This is a genomic window from Niabella beijingensis (assembly GCF_020034665.1).
GTDB lineage: Bacteria > Bacteroidota > Bacteroidia > Chitinophagales > Chitinophagaceae > Niabella > Niabella beijingensis.
Genome location: NZ_JAIQDI010000001.1, coordinates 2,405,230 through 2,430,481 on the forward strand (window position 1 = coordinate 2,405,230; position 25,252 = coordinate 2,430,481).

21 protein-coding genes are annotated in these 25,252 nt (G+C 48.8%); 8 read left to right on the forward strand and 13 right to left on the reverse strand.

The window, feature by feature from the left end; genetic code table 11:
• Window positions 1-2: 2 nt before the first annotated feature.
• The 6 genes from K7B07_RS10040 to K7B07_RS10065 form a co-directional block, all read right to left on the reverse strand.
• Complete coding sequence (locus K7B07_RS10040; RefSeq protein ID WP_223709333.1) at window positions 3-638, reverse strand: Pr6Pr family membrane protein; 636 nt, start codon at window positions 636-638, stop codon at window positions 3-5.
• 33 nt (window positions 639-671) lie between these two features.
• Window positions 672-1,409: a bestrophin-like domain gene (locus tag K7B07_RS10045; RefSeq protein ID WP_223709334.1), complete on the reverse strand. Its 738-nt coding sequence runs from the start codon at window positions 1,407-1,409 to the stop codon at window positions 672-674.
• A gap of 137 nt (window positions 1,410-1,546) precedes the next feature.
• The gene (locus K7B07_RS10050; protein ID WP_223709335.1) at window positions 1,547-1,906 is read right to left on the reverse strand and encodes a GIY-YIG nuclease family protein; all 360 of its coding nucleotides are present in this window, start codon (window positions 1,904-1,906) and stop codon (window positions 1,547-1,549) included.
• 1 nt (window position 1,907) lies between these two features.
• Window positions 1,908-2,645, reverse strand: a complete 738-nt coding sequence (locus tag K7B07_RS10055) for a GNAT family N-acetyltransferase (RefSeq protein ID WP_223709336.1) — start codon at window positions 2,643-2,645, stop codon at window positions 1,908-1,910.
• A 55-nt stretch (window positions 2,646-2,700) separates the two neighbouring features.
• Window positions 2,701-3,153: a DoxX family protein gene (locus K7B07_RS10060; RefSeq protein ID WP_223709337.1), complete on the reverse strand. Its 453-nt coding sequence runs from the start codon at window positions 3,151-3,153 to the stop codon at window positions 2,701-2,703.
• A 51-nt stretch (window positions 3,154-3,204) separates the two neighbouring features.
• Window positions 3,205-3,771 carry a Crp/Fnr family transcriptional regulator gene (locus tag K7B07_RS10065; RefSeq protein ID WP_223709338.1) on the reverse strand — a complete coding sequence of 189 codons (567 nt, stop codon included), beginning with the start codon at window positions 3,769-3,771 and terminating at the stop codon, window positions 3,205-3,207.
• 236 nt (window positions 3,772-4,007) lie between these two features.
• Here K7B07_RS10065 and K7B07_RS10070 point away from each other — a divergent pair, with 236 nt between their 5' ends.
• From K7B07_RS10070 to K7B07_RS10095, 6 genes are all read left to right on the forward strand, one after another.
• Window positions 4,008-4,592, forward strand: a complete 585-nt coding sequence (locus K7B07_RS10070) for a Crp/Fnr family transcriptional regulator (RefSeq protein WP_223709339.1) — start codon at window positions 4,008-4,010, stop codon at window positions 4,590-4,592.
• 90 nt (window positions 4,593-4,682) lie between these two features.
• Complete coding sequence (locus K7B07_RS10075; RefSeq protein WP_223709340.1) at window positions 4,683-5,108, forward strand: DoxX family protein; 426 nt, start codon at window positions 4,683-4,685, stop codon at window positions 5,106-5,108.
• A 157-nt stretch (window positions 5,109-5,265) separates the two neighbouring features.
• Complete coding sequence (locus K7B07_RS10080) at window positions 5,266-6,543, forward strand: Gfo/Idh/MocA family protein (protein WP_223709342.1); 1,278 nt, start codon at window positions 5,266-5,268, stop codon at window positions 6,541-6,543.
• Window positions 6,544-6,566: 23 nt separating this feature from the next.
• Window positions 6,567-7,391 (forward strand): sugar phosphate isomerase/epimerase family protein, encoded by an 825-nt coding sequence (locus tag K7B07_RS10085; protein WP_223709343.1) that lies wholly within the window; start codon window positions 6,567-6,569, stop codon window positions 7,389-7,391.
• A gap of 81 nt (window positions 7,392-7,472) precedes the next feature.
• Window positions 7,473-7,844 carry a DoxX family protein gene (locus K7B07_RS10090; protein WP_223709344.1) on the forward strand — a complete coding sequence of 124 codons (372 nt, stop codon included), beginning with the start codon at window positions 7,473-7,475 and terminating at the stop codon, window positions 7,842-7,844.
• A 111-nt stretch (window positions 7,845-7,955) separates the two neighbouring features.
• On the forward strand, window positions 7,956-8,312 hold the full coding sequence (locus K7B07_RS10095; protein ID WP_223709345.1) for a phosphoribosylpyrophosphate synthetase: 357 nt from the start codon (window positions 7,956-7,958) through the stop codon (window positions 8,310-8,312).
• Between the two features lie 241 nt (window positions 8,313-8,553).
• Here the strand turns inward: K7B07_RS10095 and K7B07_RS10100 are convergent, their stop codons facing one another.
• The 6 genes from K7B07_RS10100 to K7B07_RS10125 form a co-directional block, all read right to left on the reverse strand.
• Window positions 8,554-8,931, reverse strand: coding sequence for a GxxExxY protein (locus K7B07_RS10100; RefSeq protein ID WP_223709346.1), 378 nt, complete (start codon window positions 8,929-8,931; stop codon window positions 8,554-8,556).
• A 649-nt stretch (window positions 8,932-9,580) separates the two neighbouring features.
• Complete coding sequence (locus tag K7B07_RS10105) at window positions 9,581-11,959, reverse strand: GAF domain-containing protein (RefSeq protein WP_223709347.1); 2,379 nt, start codon at window positions 11,957-11,959, stop codon at window positions 9,581-9,583.
• A gap of 5 nt (window positions 11,960-11,964) precedes the next feature.
• Window positions 11,965-15,564 carry a BamA/TamA family outer membrane protein gene (locus K7B07_RS10110; protein WP_223709348.1) on the reverse strand — a complete coding sequence of 1,200 codons (3,600 nt, stop codon included), beginning with the start codon at window positions 15,562-15,564 and terminating at the stop codon, window positions 11,965-11,967.
• 6 nt (window positions 15,565-15,570) lie between these two features.
• Window positions 15,571-16,404 (reverse strand): SdiA-regulated domain-containing protein, encoded by an 834-nt coding sequence (locus K7B07_RS10115; RefSeq protein WP_223709350.1) that lies wholly within the window; start codon window positions 16,402-16,404, stop codon window positions 15,571-15,573.
• Window positions 16,401-18,428, reverse strand: a complete 2,028-nt coding sequence (gene ppk1, locus K7B07_RS10120) for a polyphosphate kinase 1 (RefSeq protein ID WP_223709351.1) — start codon at window positions 18,426-18,428, stop codon at window positions 16,401-16,403. Before ppk1 ends, K7B07_RS10115 begins: the two co-directional genes overlap by 4 nt.
• Window positions 18,429-18,445: 17 nt before the next feature.
• Complete coding sequence (locus K7B07_RS10125; protein ID WP_223709353.1) at window positions 18,446-19,639, reverse strand: Pycsar system effector family protein; 1,194 nt, start codon at window positions 19,637-19,639, stop codon at window positions 18,446-18,448.
• A gap of 246 nt (window positions 19,640-19,885) precedes the next feature.
• Between K7B07_RS10125 and K7B07_RS10130 the strand changes: the two genes are divergently transcribed.
• Both K7B07_RS10130 and K7B07_RS10135 read left to right on the forward strand, forming a co-directional pair.
• Window positions 19,886-20,560 carry a hypothetical protein gene (locus K7B07_RS10130; RefSeq protein ID WP_223709354.1) on the forward strand — a complete coding sequence of 225 codons (675 nt, stop codon included), beginning with the start codon at window positions 19,886-19,888 and terminating at the stop codon, window positions 20,558-20,560.
• A gap of 11 nt (window positions 20,561-20,571) precedes the next feature.
• On the forward strand, window positions 20,572-22,593 hold the full coding sequence (locus K7B07_RS10135; protein ID WP_223709355.1) for a hypothetical protein: 2,022 nt from the start codon (window positions 20,572-20,574) through the stop codon (window positions 22,591-22,593).
• A gap of 347 nt (window positions 22,594-22,940) precedes the next feature.
• Here K7B07_RS10135 and K7B07_RS10140 read toward each other — a convergent pair whose 3' ends face one another.
• Window positions 22,941-25,019 carry a CehA/McbA family metallohydrolase domain-containing protein gene (locus K7B07_RS10140; protein WP_223709356.1) on the reverse strand — a complete coding sequence of 693 codons (2,079 nt, stop codon included), beginning with the start codon at window positions 25,017-25,019 and terminating at the stop codon, window positions 22,941-22,943.
• Window positions 25,020-25,252 lie beyond the last annotated feature (233 nt).

Below are 25,252 nucleotides of genomic sequence, written 5' to 3' on the forward strand. Positions count from 1 at the left end.
GATCAACGGCCACCTCCTGACAGCAACCGGCCAAGCGCAATAAATGCTGCAGACATCAGCAGAAAACCGCCTGCCAAAACAATGCTGTTCAGCAGCGCACGCTGATACCCCAGCGATACCACATCCACAAAAGGATACGGGTAAAAACCCGACTGTGCTCCCCGGAGAAAGATACAAACAGCGTATACCGCCGGATAGATCAGCCACGCGCTGATGCCTTTATAACGCAGCCCCGACTTGGGAACCGCTATCAGCCAGTACAGGATAAACAACAGCGGCACCCCTACATGGAGCAACTCATCCACCAGCCACTGCCAGCCACCGGGGTTCCACAACTGACGTAATACCAGGTTATATACCAGGCCTACAATAGTTATATATACCGCGACTGCCGTTGCCGGTCCGGGTCGTAAAAAAAACGTGCCGGTCCGCCCCCCCGGTCTTATAAGCAGTACGGTACAATAAACCGCAACCAGTATGTTCGTAAGGATGGTATAGTAGCTGAAAAAGCGTAACAGCGTTTCCCCCGGCGGGTTCTTTGTATTCAGGAACATCAGGTACCCCTGGAGTATTACTGCAAACCAGGCAACAATGGCTATTACAACTACCAGCCAGCGTTTTGTTGTATTACTATTCATGATGCTTGTACTGTTTGATTTCAGATCCCGTTATCAGCTGGTCCGGATGTATTCCAGCGTCAACTGGAGGTGGTAGTAGCTCGGCCTTATCAGCCCCACCCTGGGATTATTAAGATCACTGATGACCAGCATGGTAAGCGATACCATTACAAAATAGATAACAGGAACCATATAGTGGATCCGTTCCTTTACACCATTCATAAAGCCGACCAAAAAACCGATCAGCATGGATACCACTATTAAAAGAAAGACTACAAAGGCGGGGGTTCTTTCATAATTGGAATAAGCAAAAAGAGCAACCGTTGCCTGAAGCCGGTCAAAATAATCTGCGATTTTATCTGTTGTTACATTGTTGTGCTGCTTTTTATAGGCAACAAATTTATTCCAGTATTCATCGCTTTGAGCTTTGGCCTTATAGAAAAACCGAACGTCTCCTGATTGTTCGTAGGCCAGGTGGTTCTCCAAAAATTGCTGCAGCTTATTTTTTGTATACAGGTGGAACGAGTCCGGCAGCTCTTTGCTGTAGCGGTAAAGTACATCAATACAATTGGCCTCCTCATGCAAATAAGTATACCGCTCGCGGTGGGCATTCCCCGCCTGCAAAAAAGTAAAGGAGATAATGAGTCCAAAAATGCCAACAATGGAATTTTCAATACCCGAACTTTCCCAACGGAAGCGCTTCCTGTAACGGACAGCATACCAGATACCACCTGCAATGGTAAGAAACAATAAAATAATGTAAATACCGATCACCCATAGAGAGTCCAGCATAACCTGACACCTGTTTGACAGTTACCATAAAAACCGGAAGGGCCTGAATTCCGGTTTGTTCCCTTTCCACACCACATGCACTTCCCGAATTTACAAAAAAAATCATTGCGTCACGCAAGTTGCCGGTCCGTGACCGCTCAGCCGGAGCGTTTTTCTATATTGTAGCCGCGGGCACCAAATGGCTGCAGTTCTTCGATAAACATTTTCTCCAGCTGTTCTGTTTCTCCTTTATAATCCGTTATGCGCTCCTCTTCTTTTATTTCGCTGAGGATCTCATAAACAAATTTTTCCTCGCCGGACCGGCTCCAGTCGGCCTGGAGCCCGGCATTGGAACAAAGTCCGTTATTGAGCTGGAAGCGGAGCCGGTTCCAGATGGAAACGAGGTCGGTGCTGCTTCCGATAAAGATCTTTTCATTCTCTGTATTCCTTATCCGGAACACACCCATCCGGAATTTTTTCTGTTTATACTGCTCCTTCAGTTCCCTTTTTGTTTTCATTTTACGGTTTGATCACTCCTTTGATACGAAAGCCGCAGATGCGGAATCCCGCTTTTAACAGTGTTGCTTTGGATGCCGGATTTTCAATATTGCACCGCGCAGCCGGTACCCGGTTCATGCGATACGCTTCCTTCTTTAACTCCTGTACCATCAATGCGCCCAGGCCCTGTTTGCGATAGGGTTCCCTTACCTGCATGTAAATATCTGCATAAGGCATATTGTAGTTCAGCATCAATCCGCCGCTGGCTACAATTATTCTGTCCCGGATCAGCACATGTGTACTGTCGTCGTCACCCATATCATCCCCTTCAGTCCGTTTACGGAAAGAGACACCGGGTACCGTCAGGCCTGTGGCATAATGGTCTTCAAAAAGTATCGCTTCCGCATAAATATTGCGGGTACGTTCATACAGCATAGATGTAAGCAGCAGGTCGTTGGTCTGACTTTCAACCAGGCCGGCCTTGCATACAACCTGAAACTCCCGGAAAATACGACCTGCCATTCCGCGGTACGGAGGAAGCAGATAAAATTCGAAAATGGTATCCCGGTCCTCCCGCCGCTCCGATCCCCATACGGCGCCATAGCCTGCCCCGGTGCCGTCAACTGTAAAGAGATAGGTATCGGCCCAGCCATACGTATGGCATTTATTACAGATGAACTGAAACCCGCCTTCATTCAGGAAAAGGATCCTCAACGGTTCAATAACATCGGATGTTGTCTTTGTAATGCAGATTTCCATACGCGAAGGTTTAACGTTACCCTTTGCCGGGTCTGAATTACAAAATTAACCGGTTTTATGCCTTTATTGCCGCCAGGTAAACCCATGCCATAAAAAACAGCTGTAAGGGAACCCGGAACCACAGGTAGGAAGGGCCGTTCCCGTTAAAGGTGGCCCGCTGATAATCGACCTGTTTAACTGCTGCATAGATGTTTGCCGGAAGCAGCAATGCCAGGAACAGGATGAGGAACCAGGCCGCCGGCAGCCTCAGTGCGGGTATGAGCAATGCCACGGCTGCCGCGATCTCAAGGATGCCGGTACCATATACAAGTGCCGTTCTGGCCGGAACAAAGGCGGGCAGCATCATTGACATCCCCTTTGCAAAAGCAAAGTGTCCGGCCGCGGTAAACAGTAACATCGCAGCCATTGCGATCCTGCCGGCTGCTGCAGGCGAATAATGCCCCTTAAAAATCCTCCCCGCTACAAGGGCCCCTGCAAATACCGTTATCAAAATTATTACTGGTTTCATTGTTTTTTTACAAAGTTCCGGCACCCGGAAACGTCAGACAATGAACCCGGGTTAATAAATCTGCTTGCGGATGCGGCTCAGTGCCTGGGGTGTAATGCCGATGTAGGACGCAATGTATTTTAACGGGATCCTTTGCAGCAGTTCCGGCTGTCCGGTAAAAAGATTCAGGTAACGTTGCCGGGCCGTTTCATTCAGCAATGAGAGTTCCCGCCGGGATTTTTTAAGGAACAGCTCCTCTCCCGCATATCTTCCAATAGCGTTGCCCGCTGCTGTTTGCCGGTACACATCCTGCAGGTCTTTATAGGTCAGCCGCCAGAGTACCGTCTCCGTAAGGGTTTCAATATGATAACCGCAGGGCGATTGCGTAAGGAATGAGTCATAGCCGCTTACAAAACCGTTGGCAAAGGCAAAAGAAAACGTAAGTTCCCGTTCCTCCCGCTCCATATAAAAACGTACTACGCCCTTTTCAACAAACGACAAATACCGTTCTGTTTGGCCGGTCTTTAAAAGCAGCGTCTTTTTTCTGAACGGCTGTCTTACCAGTTTTGAAGCAAAAAGCATCCAGTCCGCATCACTCAGCGGCACTTTCTCTTCAAAAATCTTCCGGATCTGTTCCATTTGTATATTGGTATTTGTTTATTGTTATTTCAGGACTGAGGAGGCTGTCCTTCCCGGGATTAAAAATACGCTTCCCGTTTTAAAACAACGCCGGAGCGCGCCTGCATTTTAAAAACCGGCGGATCGTTTGCTCTTATGATCTTTTATTACTTCAGTACCGCACCCGATCCAAATCCGTTATCTTTAGAACGGAGATCGCCCCGTGGATCCTATTCCACAACAGGAAAAACCGGTACATGCATACTTTGTTAATTCAACATATCAGGGCCCTGGTTCCGCTGGCGGAAGCGGAGGAGGACCTGATCATAGCAGCCTTTCAGCAGAAACGGCTAAAGCGCCGGCAATTCTTTGTACAGGAAGGAGACCCCTGCCGCTACCTGGGCTTTGTTACAAAAGGAGTGCTGCGTTCTTATTTCACCAGTGAAAAGGGTCAGGAACACATAATCCAGTTCGCTATTGAGGGCTGGTGGCTGAACGACAATGAAAGTTTTTTATTCAATACCCCCTCCCAATTCAACATTGAGGCACTTGAAGACACAACGCTGTTACAGATCGACCGGCCGGCTCTTGAAGCCCTTTACCGGGATGTGCCGCAGCTGGAGCGCTTCTTTCGCATCCTTTATCAGCGCAGCTTTATCATGCTTCAGAAAAGGGTGATCGCGACCATAAGTCAGACCGCCGAACAGCGCTACCTGGAGTTTGCAGACCGGTACCCGGAGATCGTGCATCGTGTTCCCCAATACCAGCTGGCGGCCTACCTGGGTATGACGGCAGAATTCCTCAGCAAGATCCGTCATGGTATTGCTGTAAAAAGATCTTAATCCAGTTCAATCATTTTTTCTGTAGTACTTCATTTTTTTTAAATGCGGCAAATGACAGTTTTGCCTTTTGATCATCTAAAAAAAATGAATATGGAACTCTTTACACAAACAACCGGGCTCACCTCCCTGATACTCCGGCTCACTCTCGGTCTTGTAATGCTGCCACACGGCTGGCAGAAAATGGCCCATTTTAATAACACGCTGATGCACCTGCAACAGGATTATCACCTACCCTGGCTGGTGGCGGTTCTTGTAATCCTGACGGAGTTCATTGCTCCGGTCTTGCTGGTAGCTGGTCTCGCTTCCCGTGCAATGGCGTTGCTACTCATCCTGCTGATGACAGGAGCCGTTTTTGCGGGGCACCACTGGCAACATGGATTTTTTATGAACTGGTTTGGGAACCAGAAAGGAGAAGGCTTTGAATACCATCTGCTGGCCATTGGTCTCGGCATTGCCATTGTTCTTTCAGGAAGCGGAAAATGGTCTGTTGACCAGTTGCTCGGCAGCCGTTGGTAAACGGATCTGCAGCCAGGGGTGCCCTGGCAGAAAGTCGGGCTTCTTAAAAGAAGTTTAAATTCAATTCAGTAGCTTTGAGTGGTCAGTTTAAATTTGAAACAAAACAACAGGCAAGCCCTTGAACGATTCGGTACCGCCTGCTTATGCCATTCAAAAAATGAAAAGAAGAAAATTCATCAGCCAGAGCGCCAAAGGAGCGCTTGCATTTACCATTATTCCCCGGTCGGTTCTGGGAGGTAACGGAACTGTAGCCCCGAGCGACCGTATCAACCTGGGATATATCGGTACAGGAAAACAATCTTATGGACTTGTAAATGCCATCAATGGCTGCAAGGAAACCCTGGTGCTGGCCGCATGCGATGTGGATTCCAGGAAGCTGGATCATTTTATCGGACTCGGTCAAAAAGCAAATGAGAAAAAAGTGGCCACACCCGTAAAAGGCTATAAACATTACCGGGAGCTGCTTGAGCGAAAGGATATCGATGCCGTTGTGATTGCAACACCGGATCACTGGCATGCACAGGTTGCGGTAGACGCCGCAAAGGCCGGTAAGGACATCTATTGCGAAAAGCCCCTGGCGCTTACCATTGCCGAAGGACGGGCCATGGTGAATGCCACCCGCAAGTACAAGCGGGTTTTTCAAACCGGCAGCATGCAGCGCTCCTCCTTTAATTTCCGGCAGGCGGCCGAACTGGTTACCAATGGCTATATCGGCAAGATCAGCGAGATCAATGTTTCAGTAGGAGAACCGGTAAAGCAATGCGATCTGCCGACAGAACCCGTCCCTGACAATCTCGACTGGGATCTTTGGGTGGGACCCTCCCTGTTCAGGGGTTATAACGCCATCCTGGCGCCGCCGCTGGAAGCCAAGGAATGGGCCTGGTGGCGGGGCTACCGCGGCTTTGGCGGTGGTTATATCACTGACTGGGGCGCGCACATGTTCGACATTGTACAATGGGCCCTGGGTATGGATCAGTCCGGCCCTGTAAAATTCATTCCATCGGCAACTCCGGGTGCAAAGGAAGGCCTGTCATTCGTATACGCCAATGGCATAAAAGTGAACCACAGGAACTGGGGTGAAGGAAATGCCATCCAGTTCCTGGGTGATAAAGGAAAGATTGAAGTAAGCAGGGGATTCCTGCGGACCAGCCCGGAGAACCTGGCTTCCCTGAAATTTAAAACAGGAGACAAACGACTTTATTTCAGCGATAATCATTACCAGGATTGGGTGGATGCTATAAAAAAACGCTCCAAACCGATCTGTGATGTGGAGATCGGACACCGGACCGCTTCGGTTTGTAATGCCGTAAATATCGCTTACGAATTACAACGACCACTGAAATGGGATCCGGCAAAAGAGGCCTTTGATGATGCTTTTGCCAACATCCTGCGCAGCCGTCCCTATCGGGGAACCTGGGATTTTACCAATTTCTAGCCGCGCTTTAACAGATCAACAATATGACAGCAAGGCCATTTTCAGCAACCGGACCTCCAACGTCCGGTTTTTTAAATACAGCAGCCCTCCCGCTTGGTGTTCAGCTCTGGTCGGTAAAAAACGACCTGGCCCGTGATTTTGACGAAACACTACACCAACTGGCAACCACGGGCTATACCTATGCAGAAACTGCCGGTTATGACCCGGATGCCCGGACCATACATGGACGTTCTCCCGAACTGATGAAGCAGCAACTCGATGGCTGCGGAATGGTACCGCTCAGCGCACATATTCCTTTTTTTTCAAAAGAAGAAATGGAACCGGTACTGGAAGACGTTGCCGCTCTCGGTGCATCCTGCCTGGTTATTCCGGCCATACCGGAGGATTTGCGCCATTCTCTTGATCATTATAAACGCATCGCAGATGATCTCAATATAATTGGTGAACGCGCCGCTTCCCTAGGGATCCGCTTGGGCTATCACAATCACAATTATGAGTTCAAAATGATCAATGGCCTATTGCCGTATAACATCTTACTGGAGCGTACAGATAAGGAGACCGTTTTCTTTGAACCGGACCTGGGCTGGATGGTACAGGCCGGTCAGGCTCCGGAGGCTTTGTTCAATACATTTCCCGGTCGCTTCCTGCTGTGGCACCTGCGGGATGTGAATGCCGGCGGGGCGGCTGTAAATGTGGGGGAAGGGGTCGTAAATTTTCATTTATTACACCAGATGAAAAAACAGGCCGGATTTTTGTGCGGAATCGTGGAAACCCCTTCAGCCGCTACAGACGGGATGAACAGAGTGATTGCCAGTTTCAATTATATCAGAAAGGAACAACTGTATTAAAATATACTAACTATAACGGAGTATAGTACGCAGCATTTACAGGAAAACGATTTTAATTTTGAAAATTAAAAACCAAACGAAATGAAAATTGTAAAACAAATCCTCTTTACCCTTTTTGCATTGGTATTCATTATTTTCGGCCTCAACAAATTCTTTAACTACATGCCGCCTCCGAAGCTCACTCCGGAGCAAATGGAAGTTGTTGGGGCTTTTATGAAACTGAAATGGCTGATGCCCCTGCTGGGAACAATGGAAACGGTGGGCGGTTTACTGGTGATCCTTCCAAAAACAAGGGCGTTGGGCGCACTGATCCTTTTCCCTATAATGGTTGGCATTGTCCTGCACCACGGTACTATGGAACCTTCCGGGCTTCCAATGGCCTTACTCCTCGCAGTGATCCTTATCTGGATCATTATCGATAACCGGAAGAAATATGAACTGATCCTGAAGTAACCCCTTCCTGCCATCAGTCCGGATGCCTTCTGTTGAGGAGACAGCAGCCCTGTCTCGCGGGTATTTTTTGCGCCGGCGGATGCCCTGCGCGCTGCATAAAAAGAAGTATCTTTGATCCATACAAAAATTCCTGTTATGAATGCCCAGGCACCCCTTTACAATTATGATACATTGAGCGAAGCAGTAGACGATCTGATCCGCAGAGGCTATACCGAAGATTTTCTTGCGATGGAAGAAAAGGATTGTCTTTATTGTAACCGTAATTCTCTTGAGCTTTCCCCCGAAGATTTTGAGATCGATGAGATCTACCGGTTTGAGGGCATGACCGATCCTGCCGATGAAAGCATTGTATTTGCGATCTCTTCCCAAAAACACAATATCAAAGGCACCGTGATCAACAGTTTTGGAGCAGATTTCGGGTACCGGTCCTCCAAACTGGTGGAGCGGCTGAAACAACACAGGGGGTAAGTTTATAACGCAAGGGCTCTTTGCGCACTTCGCGGTTTATTATAACCGCAAGGGACGCTAAGGAACGCAAGGATTTTTTCGCTCTGGGGGCTACAGGCTCTTTTTTTTCTCTTTGCGATACTTTGCGTACTTCGCGGTTCAATACAACCGCAAGGGACGCAAGGTGGCGCAAATTTTTTCGCTCTACATCCTACTGCTGCTTTATTTATCCACGATAGATCTAGCGGTTGATCATACCTGTTCACAGATTATTTGCAACTCTTTTTATTCCATTCTTAATCAGGGTTACATTAAAATTTATCAACAGGCCAAGTTTGCAACCCGAAAGTTTTAAATACGTAAGCAGTTGTGCAAGATGAATATCATTTAGCACCTGTACCGCTTTTATTTCCACAATCAGCTTATTTTCTATCAGCAGATCCACTCGATACCCTGCATCCAGCTTAACGTCCTCGTATATCAATGGCAACGCGCGTTGTCGTTGAATAAAGAGTCCCTTTTTGCATAATTCAAAGAATAGACATTCTTCATACGCGCTTTCCAACAATCCAGGTCCCAGATGCTGATGAACTTTCAACGCAGCATCAAATACGATTTTTGATAATTCATTTTCTGTCACAAGCAGTTATTTTGATGTTTAACAAATAGTGTAGCTTTTATCCGGTGCCGTATTTTTCCGCTTAAACTAACAGCAAGATATGCTATAGGGTGCAGACGTGCAAAGGTTCTTTGTTCTACGCTTTACGGGGTCTTTGTTTTTTCTTTGCGATACTTTGCGTACTTCGCGGTTCAATACAACCGCAAGGGACCTAAGGAACGCAAGGATTTTTCCGCTCTACGGGCTACAGGTTCTTTCCCTTTGCGATACTTTGCGCACTTCGCGGTTCAATACAACCGCAAGGGACGCTAAGGAACGCAAGGATTTTTCCGCTCTACGGGCTACAGGTTCTTTCCCTTTGCGATACTTTGCGTACTTCGCGGTTCAATACAACCGCAAGGGACCTAAGGAATGCAAGGATTTTTTCGCTCTGGGGGCTACAGCTCTTTCCCTTTGCGATACTTTGCGTACTTCGCGGTTCAATACAACCGCAAGGGACCTAAGGAACGCAAGGATTTTTCCGCTCTACGGGCTACAGGTTCTTTCCCTTTACGATACTTTGCGCACTTCGCGGTTCAATACAACCGCAAGGGACGCTAAGGAACGCAAGGATTTTTTCGCTCTACAGGCTACAGCTCTTTCCCTTTGCGCTTCTTTGCGCATTTCCTGGTTAAAGTTCATTCGGAACAGGATCATTTGCTTTCTCCACATTTATCCCTACCCGCAGGGCACGGAGCCCGGTCACGCCCTGCAGCTCCTCCAGCTCCACCGCTTCAAGGTCATTCAGCAACAACCCTTCTTCCTGGAGATAGGCGATATAATCACGGTACTCGCGCGTTTCGCTTTCATTCAGGTATACCAGTGCTATTTTTCCCGGCTGGGTAAGCCGTTCCCGGGTATTCAGGATCCGAACTTTGTCGATCCTTTTTTTGATCACCTGGTAACGGATGTTATAGCTTCCTTCCACATCAAACTTATGTTCATCCTGGCGGAACACAATATCGATCGGAGCAGACCGGATATAGATCAGCTGGGTGGTCTGTAACGGGATTTCCAGATGTGGCAGCAGCGCATGTGTTTCCCTTGCGATCTCTGCCATCGCCTGTAATTGCCGCAGCCGCAGGTTTTGCAGATAATACCTGCTAAACGGTTTTTGCGGGGCGATATCCTGCCCGATATAAATATCGAATTCAAACCCATCCGTCCTGAATTTTTCAAAATAATAAGGATAGAACGTCTGCAACTCATTATTAAACCGCTCCAGGCGCGCATTGATCGTGTTGTTGATCGTTTTAAGTGCGTTGTCAAAAACGCGGATATTCCTGAGGACGCTGCCGGTGCTGCTTTCAATTTCTTTCAGATATGGCTGTATCAGCGGTTGCAGCTCGCGATCCTTTTCGTTCAGATCTTTCAGGAAGGGTGTTATTTTATTTTCCAGGAACTCATTCAGCTTTCCGTATTCCGAATCCCGGATATCATGACTGAGGCCGGAAAGCCACTTCCGGCATTTCCCGATCATATCATCCACCAGCAGCAAACCGGTCTTTTCCCGGATCTGTTCCAGCAGGCCGATCAGCAATTCAAGCTGAAAGGCCGCATCCGCCGCCATCGCCTTATTCCGTTCAATGGTGGAATTACGTATATCAATCGCCCCGTAGAGCGGATACACACTTTTAAACAACACTTTTCCGATCGGCCGCTTCTGATCCGACAGGCGGTTATCGCGCAGGTAATCCCATGCCGCTTCGTTAAACTTCCACTGGACGGCCGGCTGCAATGCCGTAAACTTATCCTTTACGATGCCGTCGAGGTGGTTATTGAATTCGTCGATCGCATTTTTCAACAGCTGGGCGATCACCGGTATGGCATCTTTCAGCTTTACCAGGCTTTGAAGATTGAGTACGTCTTTTTTATAGGAATAGATCTCCAAAACACCCGCCACTTCGTTGCTGTGAAAAATAGGAAATAACGCATAGGCTTCAATACCGGCCATATTCAAAAACTGTAACAACTGCTTTGCATCCTCCGCCTGAACCGATTCATCGATCAGCACAGGCTTGGGATGGTTCAGGTATTCTTCCGCCAGCTTCTGAAAACTTTTTCCGTTATCGATGCAATGATTGGGCTGCAACAGGATGCTGTTGTTGCCGCTTTCCAGTGTAAACACCAATTTATCGTTCACCCGTAAATTGGGCAGCAGGCCGAATTCGATGGCCGGGCTTCCCATTAATACTTTCAAGGAATGAATGACCTGTTCGGTATCCTCCTTGAGGGCAAACCGGTGCCTGCTGAGCACAATCTCTTTGATACTTTCCACCGCATGTTCCTGTGTGATCTCGGTTACCGTGATAATGGCCAGTCCCCGAAACTTAAATAAGGTCAGCGGTAATTGCCGGATCCCCTGGCTCCAGTCGTAATCCTCGCTTTTAATGTCCTTTGCCCATTCGATGAGGTTCAGGGGGGGTAGTTCGCCTTTGGCGATGACATCTACAAATCGTGTATCGATGTTGATTTTAAAATACCGGGGCAGTCCGTTCTCCACGTAGGACATAGCATAGCTTACTTCATTGCCCAAAGGAATGTGTTGTCCGTACAGTTTTTCGAAGATGACGGAATAAACAAATTCCATCCGTTTCTGAATCATCGATTTATCCTGTATCGACTGGATCATTGACCGGTGCAGCAGTTCATTGTTGCCCTCCATCATTTCATAAAACGCGTCTGTACCGCATATGATCTGGGGATCCAGCGGCACGCTGATAGCCCATATCACTTTTTGTTCTTCCGCAAGGGCCGGTTCAACAAGACAATAGACCAGCTCCAGTTCGTCCTTAAAGTGTGCCATGTCTGCCGGAGTAAGTTCTTCCTTCAGGTGCGGGTTCGCCAGCAGTTTTTCAAGAACGAATTCAAAAAAATTCTTTTTTATTGTTGTTTCCCGTCCGATCCGGTCTTTAAGATATTGGATCAGCGGGTTAAAGGAAAGCACGTTCTCCAGTCCGTCTATACGCACGGCCTTCCATTTTGCTAAATCGAGTAATCTGGTTTGCATTGTAGTTAAAATCTGAATCCGACACTAAAATGAGGATACCACCCCTCCCTGGAATACCCGGCGAGGAGCTGCACCACGGCGATCTGCGCCGGCACAAAATAAAGCCCCCCGCCTACTCCGGTATGAATTTTAGGGCTGTTATACCCTTCGGCCCACACTTTACCGGCATCAAAGAAGCCTGAAAAACCCAGCTGCCCCGGCAGGATATAACTTCCCACATCTGCGATCTTTATACGCAGCTGCAGGTTATTGTATAAAAGATGTTCACCGGCAAACCGGAATTTCCGGTATCCCAGCAGGTTTTCCTGCCCGCCAAGGAACAGCACCTGGTAAAACGGTGCATTGCCAACGGTGGTACCACCCCCGATACGGTCCGAGAACACCACATTTCCACTGGCACCCACTTTCCTGAAAAACGACAACTCCAGCAACAGCTGTGCAAAATCCCTGGCACTGCTGTTCAGTCCCTTAAAGCCCTGCAACCGCAGGTTTAAAAGTCCTCCTGAAGTGGGCAATAACTGGTCATCTCTTGAATCCGCTTCATAATTAAAAACAAGTCCTGTGTAATTTTTGTTCTTATTTACAGTAATACTGTCATAAGTGCCAACAAGTGAGGGCGTTGCAATCAGCTTGCCTTCATTGTCATCCGCATCATAGCGGTAATGCTGAAAGAAGGGCGAGACAGACAATGTTCTTGTCTTTTTAAACCGCCAGCGCAGGCCTGGTGCTATATCTACCAGCGTAAACCGGGCGCGGTAATAGCCCACTCCTTTCGATTTGTCGTATCCGGTTCCATTGCCCAGCCCGAAAAAATTCTGAACATTGTCTGGGGCCAGCACCCGGCCGATCACCACCAGGTCCGCATTTCCGATCGCATGCAGCCAGTCGCTTTTGAAACGAAAACTATTGGCCCCCGAAGAAAACGAATGCAGGTACGACAACTGGTGCGAATTGGCATATGGTTTTTTTCTGAAGCCCTGGTTCACAAACCGAACCCCCAGGCCCAGCATGATCCCATCGTCCCGGTTAAAACCGAGATTGGGACGTATAAAATACCGGTTATAGAGGTCGGTAGGCATATAGGCGGTATTGCTGCTGTCATTCGACAACCGCTTACGGATATGTTGATCTTCCCCGGTAAAATAGACCTGTTCTTTTTTTCCATAGACGCGGATGTTCTTTCTTCCATTAACAACCTGGTATTGCTTTTTATCTTTATCGCCAATGATCCGCAATCTTATTTTAGAACGGGTATTGATGATCGCACTGTCATCACCGGAATGTATATAAAGACGGATCTCTTTTGTAACACCGGCATCAAATGTCCGTTCAAACAGCTGGTCGGACACCGCATCTTCCTTATTGATCTTATGGATGCTGATCTTCAGCCCGCGGTCGCCGGCATCGGTAATCTGCACCAGTTCTTTCTTGTCTGAAGTTTGTATGTCCACCACCCTGTTGTAAAAGCGGTAGTAAGTGGTCATTGCCTCCGGCAGCCGGTTTCTCCGTTCCTTCAGGATCGCCAGGAACTTATCATGATCCCTGTTATAAGATGCCGCCGGAAGCCGCTTCAGTGCTGCTTCCAGCACCGAATCTGTAACAGCGGTTGTAAAATCATGTACCAGCTGCATCCATTGATCGTAGTTGTATTGATTAAAAAAATTACCGTTTATTGCCCTGCCGGCCATGAAATAGGCATTGATCTTTTTGATCTTCCCTGTGAAATCATGAAACCGCGGCATTATCGAAGGTCCGGAAGCGATCGTGGGCAATATACCCTGCACCACATGAAATACCTGGTCACGGTCGCGGGGCACGGGTACATACCTGCGGTCCTTCTTCTTTTTATCGTAGGCCCAGCGCCACTGATCTTCGTGCCGGTCCCAGTCCCCGATCAGCAGGTCTACCAGGCGGGCTCTGAAATACGTGGCCGTATCTACCGTGTTATCGTTATCCTTCAGCAGGTTCTTATACATTTTTTCGGTATTGTCCGATTTCCCGATCGGCTCCCGTTCTTCCAGTAAACAAACCTTGTTGAAGAAATTGTCCGCATAGGGCAGCAGTGCGGTATCGGGGGCCACCACGCCGATAATGGGATTGGCATGCGGCACGCCTACTGCGTTCGCAATAGGCGGTACAATCAGTGCCGAAAAAGGATGCTGGCCGCTTAGCGCATCGGTGACGGCATCTTTTGCAAACGTATTCCGCAATGCCTCCGGAAGGAGGATCTCCATATTCTTGTTTACATTACGTAATACCCACTCTTTTCCCGACGGACTTGCCAGCCGCAGCGATTTCGTCTGAAGTCCGCCCCCCTCCTTGATCGGCGTAAGTCCTCCGCTGATCTCTGAGATCCGCAGCACCGGCAGTTTTTCGGGCGCCGCCCATTCCTTTCTGAAATTTTCCCCGAACCAGACGCGGTGACCGCGCCCCGGCTTTTCAAGCGCTGCATTCGTGCGTACTACTACGCTGTCTGCTGTTGCCAGGGAATCATTAGAAACAGCCTCACGTTGCTGCTGCCCGGTAATAAACGGCAGGCGGTACTCAAATGCCTGTTGCATGCGCCCGCCATCCATCATGTAATAGGTGATCTTTAACTGCGCCCCGGTGAGGACATCCACGGTTACAAAACCGCTGTTCTTTCGGGCAAACAGACTGTGCCGCCCCTTCTTTACATAGGCATTCTTTGCCCCTGCTCCGCTCACGATCTGGGTTTGCTGTCCCTTGATGAACTGCAGGCCGTGTTCATGCCCGGCTACATGAACGAGGTTTTGATACCCGTTAAAAACACTGTCAATCAGGGCTGTCATTTCTTTATAGTCCGGATGGCCCTGGTCTTCCGGGTTGGGAATGCTGCTCCGCAGCAGGGGATAAAGCGATCCGATTACCGGTAACGGGATGTACAACCCTTTATTCAGATTGGTGAGCGGAAAAATATGGTCTTTAAGATTGTAGTACCCCCCATGCACCCCATAACTTTGAAACGGGTGATGGCATACCAGGAAGATCATTTTACCGCGGTTGCGGTTCACTATTTCAGACAGCTTTTCCAGGAAGGCCTCTTTTGTACTGCATTCGCAGGCTTCGCTGTTCTTTTCATGCTGAAACAGCCACCATTCACTGTCAAAGGCGATCAGTACCACTTCCTCCGAAACCGGGATCTCTTCGGGGCCAGGACAGCCTTTTTCCGGAAGCAGCTTTAACCGGGGATTGTTCTGTCCGTTCAGGAAGGCATCCTGGGCAAGGATCTTTTTGTACCCCTGCTTTCCCATGCGGTCCCAGTCGTGGTTACCCGGAACAAAGACTACTTTTGCTCCGTTTTTGAGCATGGGCTCGTACTGTGCCGTAAGGATCTTTTCCGCAGCGGTAATCGCCGCCGGGTCCTTCAGCGGCATACCATCCGGATAAATATTGTCACCAAGGAACAGTACAGTGGTTTTATTATCCAGTATCTGTGCCGCCGCTGTGGTGATCACAGCAGACTGATGCGGATTGATCTCACCCGCATCACCGATAAATATGAGGCGGTTCCGCACCGAATCCTGCGCCCGGACTCCGGCAAGCGGAAGCAATAAGAACAGATAACCAATAATTTTTTTCAGCATAAAGGGCTATTGTTTGAGCGCGAACTTTAAAACCGTGCCATACGCTTCCTGATCTTTTTCATTACTGATAAACAAATTACCCGCTTTGTCAAAGGTGATCCCCTCTGGTTGGGGAAACAGCGAGGGCCTCAGGGCATGGGCTTCTTTTATTTTCCAGTCCTTATCCGCTACCAGCAGCGATTTATTTACAGACGACAGGATATACCATTCGCCGGTACGCGGATTACGCGCAAGCGCACTTGGCTTTAATGTACTTTTTTTCGACTTTTTCTTCTCTATTGTTGTGCCATCCAGCGCAAACGGACTTTTAAGCACCAGTTCACCACCACTCCATTGTAATATATAACCGCTCACCTGATTCGTTTTTTTATCCGCTTCGCACTGTTTGCATAAAACATAGAGGTCATTACTTACCGGATCGGCATAAAGCGCCTCATATTCTCCCGCAGGCACCGCTTTTTTCCATTCTTTTACTGTAACGGCTTCATTGAGGTTCGTTTCACTCAAAGGAAATGCAAACAGGCTGCCATCGCTTCGCAGTACTACAATATTCCCGTTGCTTATGGAAAGGTCCTCATAGTCGCCTTTTTTACCAAATTTTGTGGCCGAAAGTTCAGCGTTACCCGGCTTAAAATGAAATACGGTACCGCTTTCATCCTGTATGGCATAAAGCGTATCACTGCTGCCGTCAAAAGTGATCCCCGAAATCTCGTCCAGGATGGCGGGCATATCAAACGTTTCCGGCTTGTTCAGGTCATAGCCTGCCGGGCTTGTATATTCCTTCTGGCTGATGCAGGACACTGCAGCGATAGAGAAAAGGATCATACCAAGTTTATTCATTTTCCGTACTTTTCTTTTAGGTAAAGGTAAACAGCCCTTTGCGATCTGAAATCATTTTTGTTTCCCGGCAGCGGGTGATTCTCCCCATCTGCCCCGATCCATACCGCAGCGGCGGTATCATTCCATTGCATTTCCAGGATGTCGGTCAACTCTTTTTTTAAACGGGGATCCAGGACAGGAAAACACACTTCGATACGCCGGTACAGGTTCCGGTCCATCCAGTCTGCAGAGCCCAGGTATACCAGCGGCGCACCGTTATTTTCAAAGAAAAAGATACGCCCATGTTCCAGATAACGATCCACAATCCTTTTTACTTTAATTCTTTCGCTGAATCCGGCCACGCCGGGCACGATCCGGCAGATACTTCTTACGATCAGGTTCACGGTTACCCCTGCACAGCTGGCTTCATATAATTTCCGGATCAGCACTTCCTCTTCAAGATTGTTCAGCTTGATCGTAATGCCTGCTTTTTTGCCGGCCCTTGCATGAGCGATTTCCTGGTCGATCAGCTGTAAAAACTCCTGCTGCAGGTTGAACTGTGCCACCAGCAGTGTATGGAAGAAGGTTGTTTCTTCCGGCCGGGGCTTCCGCCGCTTGGCAAGGAAAATAAAAAGCAGCTCCAGCTCCCGCAGCAGCAGTGGGTTTGCAGTGAACAGGATATGATCGGTATAGATGCGAGCAGAAGACTCATTAAAGTTCCCGGTGGAAAACAGTCCGTAACTGACCATCCGCCCGTTTTTCCGCTCCCGTGTCAGTGCTACCTTGGCATGGACCTTCAGTTTGGGAATGCTGTAAATAATGCGTACGCCGGCGGCCTTCATTGTTTTGGCCCACCGGATATTGTTCTCTTCATCAAAGCGGGCCTTCAGCTCTACAAAAGCGGTAACCTTTTTCCCGTTTTTAGCCGCGCTGATCAGTGCGTTGGCTATTTTTGAATCCCGGGCGATCCGGTACATGGTGGTATAGATCTCTTCCACATCAGGGTTTATGGCCGCTTCATTGAAGAACCGCAACACCGCATCATACGAGCAATAAGGCGTATGCAATATAAAATCCCCGTCAGCGATACGATCGAACAATGAACCGGCATCCGGAACAAAGGCCAGCGGCGGTTCCGGCGGGTACAGCAATGACGCCTGCCGGAAAGGGAACGAAAAGAAATCCCTGAGATTGTGATAATACCCTCCTGCAGTAGTGTTGGCCCCCTGCAGTTTATAGGTATTAACCAGTATTTGTAACAATTCCTGTGGCAGGTCCGGTGCGTATAAAATGCGGGTGGCCAGTCCGAAATCCCTTTTCTGGATCTCTTCTTCTATTTTCACTGCGATATCTCCCGCATATTCATCCTGCAGGTTCAGTTCGGCATCCCTTGTGATTTTGAACGTATATGCTCCTTTTACTGTCGCGTTCTTAAAGATAATATCCAGGTACAGCCGCAGAATATCATCAATAAAAAGTACATATTCCGTCCCTTCATGCCGGGTACTGAAAAAGCGGGAGATCTTGTCGGATGGGATATTGATGATCCGGAGCATCTGTTGTCCCTGTTGTTCGAGCGCCACCAGCATGTACAGCTTATTATTCTCAAGGAATACCGGGGTCCGGGCTTCCAGCGGAAGTATCGTAATAAATGCGGCCATTACATCAAAAAAGAATGCACGTACCGGTTCCCGGATACCATCAGGCACCGGCGTATTGTAGACCAGGCAGACACCGGACTGTCGTAGTTCCGGGATGATCTGCGTTTTCAGGATCTGCCCGTACATTTCCTGTTGGCGGTTGATCCGTTCCAGTACTTCATCCAGCACCGGGAGCCCCTTCTCCTCCGGTGTCCTGAGCTGGCCCAGCGCCTTTATGACCGGTATGCGTACCCGGTAAAATTCATCCAGGTTGGAAGAAAAGATGGCCAGGAAGTTGATGCGTTCCAGCAGGGGAACATCCGGATGGGCCGCTTCCTGCAATACTCTTCCGTTAAATTGCAACCAGCTGATATCACGGTCGTTGAATTTTTGCAAATTGTCCATTTAGTGGGGTTGACCGCTTATTTATTAATGATCATGGCTATTAAAAAACCGATCACTGAAAAGATGATCCCGAACATGAATATATTATAGGCCAGTCGCAGCAATTTATATTTTCTGCCCAGCACTACCCCCTGGGAAAAAACATCTTTAATGAGCGTATCATAAAGAAAATCCCTGTCCGCCATCACTTTCCGCATTCCCGAAGCATATTCATCCAGGTTCATCCTGTAAAAATTGCCGAAAAACAACAGGTTTATTTTTTTTGTATCAACCTGTTCCTGTGTAAAAACCCCGCTGGGTAAACTGGGGCGGGTGGCCAGGATGCCGATCACCATTGTAATCACGGCCGTGGAAAGGATCAGGAAAGTGGGATACACCAGGGGATCATCTCCATCCAGTTTCCGGAGCAACAGGGTAATGATCGCGGAAAGGATGATGGAGTTCACCGTGATCAATATCTGGGCTTTGTTATCGGCCATGTCGCTTAGCCGCTGGTTATTGGTAGACGTGATCCGGAACATGGTTTCAATACCCCTGCCCGGTTCTTTTGCACCTTTTTTATCTCCTGACTTCTCCGTTGTCTGGGCCGGCGGCAGGGCGGTATCGGTTGTCTTTTCCTGCTGTTTTGCCAGCAGTTTTTCGAGGTTCTCCTGTTTTTTATCCGATAAAAGCAGCCGGCAATAGTCGGTATGATAGCGGTGTTGTTGCAGCAACAGGATGGTGCTCTCGCGCCACTCTTCCTTGGAAATCTTTTTTTGAAGCGCCGCCTCTTCTTCTTTGCGCATTTGTTTATTGAACTCGTCAAACCCGGAAGTGCCCAGATGAAAAAGGTCGGCGTCGCATACGATGGCCTCCAGCTGATTGGCGGGCTGCTGTGGCATTTTTGTAGCCCTTATACAGCCCGTTACGGCAGTAATAAAAGGAGCTTCCACTTCTTTTTCCGTAAGATAATCTGCGGCCAGGCCGGCACTGGCTTCTTCATGCCCCGCCCGGCTGCCGTCATAATAACCCAGGTCATGGAACCATGCGGCAATGGTTACAATGGCATATTCCTGTTCCGGCAGCTGGTAATGATCTGCGATCTGCTTCGCTGCGTCTACTGCGTGGCTGATATGACTGAGGTTGTGGTAATACAGTTCCGGCCGTTCATGCCGGGAGATGTATTGCTTTACATAATTTGCTGCATCCTGCAACAAGGCGGTATATTCCATTGTATTCTTTTAAATAGTGACACCAGACCGTTTTAATCGGGCTGCAAAAATAACGGCCTGATAAATATACGACGAGTATTCAAAAATTTCCGGATTGGAATACAACACGATGTTGGGATGACATAAGGCTTACCTACCGGGGGTGGAAATATATTCCTGTTAATTATATCCGTATCTTTGTGCCGCTTTTATCATTTTATACAGAACAATTGTATACCCGTTATGGCTGTATTTTTCGTTTAACCTATGAAAAGATTCTATTTTTTTTTATACCTCTTTATTGCCGTTGGGTTTTCGTCGTGTTATGAGCTGATTGAAGAGGTGGCCGTACAACGGAACGGAAGCGGCTCTGTGCGGATCATTCTCAATTGCAGTGAAAGTAAAACAAAAATAGCCGCAGCAATGCTTGTAGGGCGGTTCAATGATTTCAAAATTCCGGATAAATCCGAGATCCGGCAAAATATATCAAAAGTGCAATCCGGACTAAGCAGCATCCCCGGTATCTCGGATGTTACCTTCACTACGGATTACAACGCGTATGTCGCCGTTTTAAAATTCAGTTTTTCCGATGTCGGCCGGATCAATGAGGCCGTTAAAACGCTGGCAGCGATCTATAAGATCAGCGCCACACCCCTGCCGGTTTACAGCTATGACAGGACTTCGGGTGTTTTTGAAAAAAAATACACCGGGGCCGAAGCCGCACAAGCAGCCTACCGGCAACTGAAACAGACGGGAAAAGACCTGATCGATGGCGGACACTGCATCAGCGTCTGCCGTTTTGCAGGACCCGTAAAAAGCTGGTCCAATACACGGGCGCGGTTGCTTAACAGTAAATCGGGGGTGGTGCAGCGGTTTACGGCGAAGGAACTGGTATCCGGAAACATTACACTCTCCAATAAAATTCAACTTTCTTCATTCTAACAGTTATTACAATGAAACAACTGAAACTTATGTTATTGCTGATGGGAACAGTTCATCTGGCAAATTCCCAGGACCTGGCAGTAAAAATTCCAAAAGAGGCCCATTCCGTTTTGTCTGTAAAAGGCGGCCAGATATTTAACCTGATCAGTATACAGGATTTTGACCGTTCCGTGCTGGGAAAAGACCTGCTGGAGGCCTATAATAAAAGATCCGGAACAGACAGCATCAGCAGCATTGAAGCGCTGGGGATCGATGTGACGGCCACAGCGTATTATTATACGCTCAATAATGACAGTATCCGGTACAACTGTACACTGCTGCCGCTTAACGATGCAGCGAAATTCGGCACATTATTCACCGCTTTTAAAAACGGTCCGGTAACAAAATACGGCGATCGGTCGCAGGCAACCGATACCGCAAGCCACCAGATCTTCGCATGGACCAACAACTACGCACTGATCAGTTCCGGCAATGTTGTAGATGCTTTCTTTTACGACTCTACCGTTGCCGCCCGCTACGGGATTGAAAACAATACCGATGTGGCTGCCGATACCACCACCGTGGTAGCTGTCGGAGAGCCGGACGTTGCTGTTGACTCGGCAGTAGCCGAAGTTTCACCGGCTGACGAAGATGTTGCAACTGCTGCTGCTGCGGCCGCCGCGGCGGCCGACGCGGCAATGGCTACCGAAGATACCGCAGCCGATACAGCGACTGATCTGCCGGCAGCCGCTGCTGTTCCTGATCCGTTCTACGACGCGCGTTACCAACGCACACAGGATATCAAAGACAGTCTGCGTCATATCTGGACAACCAGCTTTGTTGCCGGCGCCATCGGGGCGACGACACCGGAAAATGCCATCACCACAGTTCCCGGCTTTGTGCAGGCACAGCAAAAACAAGCGGCAGCCTCCCTTTATATCGCCTCCGCCACCAATGCGTTCAGTCTCCCCTACCTCGGGGGGCGGTCCAAACTGCTTTCAGCAGCTTTTCCCGGCAGCGCCTTTAACCTGGGCGCGAATGCCCTTAATGCCCAGTTGTACCTGGAGAAAGAAAAACTGAGGATCACCAGCGAGCTGGAGGTCAGCAAAAAACTGGAACCTTATCTGAAGGAGATCATGGATCACCGGATCAATAGGAACCTGCTCCGGTACATCAATACCGACAAGGCTGTGGGTTATATTTCCTATGCATACAATACCGAAGCCTATCTGAAGTTCTATCCAAAGCTGCTTTCGCGGCTTTATCTCGGACTCGGGAAGAACGAGCCGGAACTGGCAGGACTGGTATCCGACTTTATTTCATTGCTGCTGGATGAAAAGGCCATCGCCCGCTGCTTCAAGGGAGATGCCTTATTTGTACTGAGAGGGATTACGGATAAACAGGTAAAACACACCAGCTACAAATATGATGAGGACACCGGCGAATCAAAAGAAACAGAGGAGCTGCGTACGGAATCCCGGCCGGATTTTCTGTTCCTGTTTTCCAGTGACGACACTCGCCTGTTTGAACGGCTGCTGCGGTTTGGCATCAAGGAAAAGAAAGTATTCCAGGATAAGAATATTTATACCGTTTCAGATATTTTCGACAATAAGGACGGCAGCGCTTTCCACCTCCTTATTAAAAACGGGATCGTATTTGCCGCATCGGATAAAAATGCGCTTACAGAGATTGATAACAACCGGTTTGTTTCCCGCCTGGATAAAAAACAGCAAAAGCAACTGCTCCGTTCCAATATGAACCTGTTTTTCAATCCCGGGCAATTGCAATCCTATTTTGCAAAAAATGAAAAGCGCTCAACGACCGAGACCACATTTATAAATATGCTCCGGCAAATGGGCTCCCTGCAGCTGCAGACCCAGCAACTGAAAGGCAACCGGCTTTCGGGAGAGATGACCGCCGATGTTCCCCAAGGAAATGAAAATGCGTTGAAATACCTGTTCAACCTGATGAACATATATGATCAGAGCAATCAAAAGGAAGATACAATAGAGGTGTCCGCCGCAGATGAACTCGCCGGTAACATAAAACCATAACCGGCTGCTGAAATCTCCGGATGGATCCTGTTGTGCAGGCATAATTAATTCCTGAGCGCATGCAGCTCCATGTACGATAGTGGCAGCGCGGAGGGCACCTGTCATGGCGGATTCAACCCCTCCCGGGGTTGAACTGTCAACCTTCGGATAGCCTCCAATTGCGGTTGGAGGCTATTCTTATTGAGTCCTTTCAGGCCGCTTTTATCGGTCAAAGATTGTATCAGTTTTAGCCTGAAGACGGTCCTGGTACTGATGCCCATCCCCAGCCATTTCAAAAAAACGTGTCCACACGACAGGAGGGGCCGGAACAGCATGCCATTTAACGCACTTTGAAAAGAGCGCCGCAATCACTCCAGCCACAGCTGCTGCGTGAACGCCCCGTTTGCCGCAATATCCCAGGCTTCGATCCGGACCCATTTTCTTCCGCGGAGATTTACCGGCCAGCGGAAGGTCTGCCGGCCAAACGGCAGGGTATGATCCAGGTTGATGCGGCTGCGATAGACCTCTTTTCCGTCACCGGAAACAATCTCTGCAAACTGAAGCGGGAAGGTCCAGGTGAGCTCCGCATTAATGGTCTCATTCCCGGATGTCTTTACTTTCAGCGTTTCGCCGGATTCTTTTCCATCGATATTAAATTCGGGGATGAGCACTTCTCCCGTAGAAACAAAGAACCGGCCGTTCCGGAGTACGTCCAGTACAGGCTGCCATCCATCCTTGTAAGCAGGCAGCTGCTTTAATTTGAGATAGTTCACATTTAAGTGCGCATACATTTCGTTCTGTTCCGTTATGGTAAAAATATCCGATTCGGCAAGCGCGTATTTTTTCAATCCCCGGTTGGCCATCTCGTCCATTAAATAAAGCACCCGTTTGCTCAGTGTAGCCCAGGAAAGATCAGCAGGAATGGATTTCCAGGCTGCGCCAAGATAAGTGGGCGATTTAAAAAAATCCTCTTCCATGTATTTGTCCGGATAGCCTGTCGATCCCTTTGTACGTGCATGCGCTACCCAGGCCAGTCCGTTTTCCTGCTCCAGCAACCGCAGCATTTCCTTTTTATCGCTTACCCGGTATACTTTTCCGTACTCCGGGTCGGTGGTTTCAAACGGGGCATTTTCCTTTCTTGACATGATCCAGTAAACCGGCCGCGGGAAAAAAGCCAGCCAGTGCCCTCCGTAAAAATTATTGGCCTCCTCTCCCGGCAGTAAAAGGAACCGGTCATCAGAAAGCCGCCGGGTCTGTTCAAAAAGGCTTTTCAGTTCTTTTAACCGGATCGAGTCCGGCCCTTTCGGGTGCCCCACTCCATGAAACTCTGCCAGTTTAACAACATCGAGACCCGCTTTTTTCAGTACTTCAACAAATTCCGGCTTTTCCGGAACGGGCTTTCCGCTCAGTGCCACATTTGTAATGAATTCATTGTGAAAATGAGTCGCCATGGTCTTATATCCCGGCAGGGCCGGAAAGACATCTCCGTTCGTAAACCGTTTTACTTCATCCAGCACCGCTGTGGCATCGCCGGCACTTGCCATGCAAAAGAAATGAAGCCGCTGCTGCGTGCCGGGCGGGGCATTGAACCAGGGAACAAATCTTTTGTCGCCCAGGGGATCCTGCCGGATGCCGATGCCAAAACCAGGCACCAGGTCCAGGTAATTGCTGCCCATCCAGGTAAACTTCAGGTTGAAGGCTTCATCCAGGGGATAAAAATATTGATGCGGAGCCGGAAAAACAGCCAGGGCACCTGCTTTCCCCTGACCGATCACGGTCCGGTATTTTACTTCAAGATCCCGGGAAGGCTCCTGTGCCTCCGGCCGGGCATACTGCATGGTATTTTGGACATCGGACCAGGCGATCCTGTTCCAAAGCGGGCCCCTGCTGACCAGGCCGGCATCATACAGGATCGCGGTAGAATCCTGTTGGGTCGACATAACGGCCGCCACATTAAACAAGGGGCTTCCGTTATACACCGTTATTTCCAGGTGACCCGAAAACGCCGCGGCTTTTAATTCCCCGATTTTTATAATGGTCCGGGACCCTTCGCTCAAAACACTTACCGCAGTCCTGTTAAACCGGATACGCTCTGTAGTATACGGACGGGTGGGTACTTTATCGAAAAAAACATCCCATCCGCCGCTGGAAGGGCTCAGTGTCCGTTTGCCCGTTCGCAGGATGAATACAGGATCCAGGTCTTTTATGATCGTGGTCGGGGCATCGGCACTGCCGGCGCGGATACTCCGGAATAGCGGCCCGGTGCTATCCCGGTTCAGCAGCACCTGCGCAGTGCCGGACCTGCCCGCCGGCCAACGAACGGAAACAAGACCTTTATCCACGGTAACGGTTGCTCCGTTTTTCTTTAATCCGCTCAGGTTTACCGGTACCTGGGCATTCAGAAATTGTGTGTAAATCAGCAATGCGAGGAGGACAGCTCTTTTCATGACAGGAATCATTTAACCCCTTAATATAAGAAATACCGGCAACATACGGTTTCGCAGCATACTTTTTTTGCCGGTATGTTTCTCTTTCAATCATTTTTTGGATGATTCAGCAGGAGTCTCTGCAATAACAAAAATCAGCCAACCAGAGCCTTTTTTATCGGATATGTTTGCCCGCGGCCTTTCGACACAGCGCTCCCCAAAACTATAAAAGTCTGACAATCAAAAGATATATT

What these genes read in the sequence shown, in the direction of transcription:
- K7B07_RS10040 (WP_223709333.1), bottom strand. Translation starts at nt 638, where the DNA reads ATGAATAGTAATACAACAAAACGCTGGCTGGTAGTTGTAATAGCCATT.
- K7B07_RS10045 (WP_223709334.1), bottom strand. Translation starts at nt 1,409, where the DNA reads ATGCTGGACTCTCTATGGGTGATCGGTATTTACATTATTTTATTGTTT.
- K7B07_RS10050 (WP_223709335.1), bottom strand. Translation starts at nt 1,906, where the DNA reads ATGAAAACAAAAAGGGAACTGAAGGAGCAGTATAAACAGAAAAAATTC.
- K7B07_RS10055 (WP_223709336.1), bottom strand. Translation starts at nt 2,645, where the DNA reads ATGGAAATCTGCATTACAAAGACAACATCCGATGTTATTGAACCGTTG.
- K7B07_RS10060 (WP_223709337.1), bottom strand. Translation starts at nt 3,153, where the DNA reads ATGAAACCAGTAATAATTTTGATAACGGTATTTGCAGGGGCCCTTGTA.
- K7B07_RS10065 (WP_223709338.1), bottom strand. Translation starts at nt 3,771, where the DNA reads ATGGAACAGATCCGGAAGATTTTTGAAGAGAAAGTGCCGCTGAGTGAT.
- K7B07_RS10070 (WP_223709339.1), top strand. Translation starts at nt 4,008, where the DNA reads ATGCATACTTTGTTAATTCAACATATCAGGGCCCTGGTTCCGCTGGCG.
- K7B07_RS10075 (WP_223709340.1), top strand. Translation starts at nt 4,683, where the DNA reads ATGGAACTCTTTACACAAACAACCGGGCTCACCTCCCTGATACTCCGG.
- K7B07_RS10080 (WP_223709342.1), top strand. Translation starts at nt 5,266, where the DNA reads ATGAAAAGAAGAAAATTCATCAGCCAGAGCGCCAAAGGAGCGCTTGCA.
- K7B07_RS10085 (WP_223709343.1), top strand. Translation starts at nt 6,567, where the DNA reads ATGACAGCAAGGCCATTTTCAGCAACCGGACCTCCAACGTCCGGTTTT.
- K7B07_RS10090 (WP_223709344.1), top strand. Translation starts at nt 7,473, where the DNA reads ATGAAAATTGTAAAACAAATCCTCTTTACCCTTTTTGCATTGGTATTC.
- K7B07_RS10105 (WP_223709347.1), bottom strand. Translation starts at nt 11,959, where the DNA reads ATGCAAACCAGATTACTCGATTTAGCAAAATGGAAGGCCGTGCGTATA.
- K7B07_RS10110 (WP_223709348.1), bottom strand. Translation starts at nt 15,564, where the DNA reads ATGCTGAAAAAAATTATTGGTTATCTGTTCTTATTGCTTCCGCTTGCC.
- K7B07_RS10115 (WP_223709350.1), bottom strand. Translation starts at nt 16,404, where the DNA reads ATGAATAAACTTGGTATGATCCTTTTCTCTATCGCTGCAGTGTCCTGC.
- ppk1 (WP_223709351.1), bottom strand. Translation starts at nt 18,428, where the DNA reads ATGGACAATTTGCAAAAATTCAACGACCGTGATATCAGCTGGTTGCAA.
- K7B07_RS10125 (WP_223709353.1), bottom strand. Translation starts at nt 19,639, where the DNA reads ATGGAATATACCGCCTTGTTGCAGGATGCAGCAAATTATGTAAAGCAA.
- K7B07_RS10130 (WP_223709354.1), top strand. Translation starts at nt 19,886, where the DNA reads ATGAAAAGATTCTATTTTTTTTTATACCTCTTTATTGCCGTTGGGTTT.
- K7B07_RS10135 (WP_223709355.1), top strand. Translation starts at nt 20,572, where the DNA reads ATGAAACAACTGAAACTTATGTTATTGCTGATGGGAACAGTTCATCTG.
- K7B07_RS10140 (WP_223709356.1), bottom strand. Translation starts at nt 25,019, where the DNA reads ATGAAAAGAGCTGTCCTCCTCGCATTGCTGATTTACACACAATTTCTG.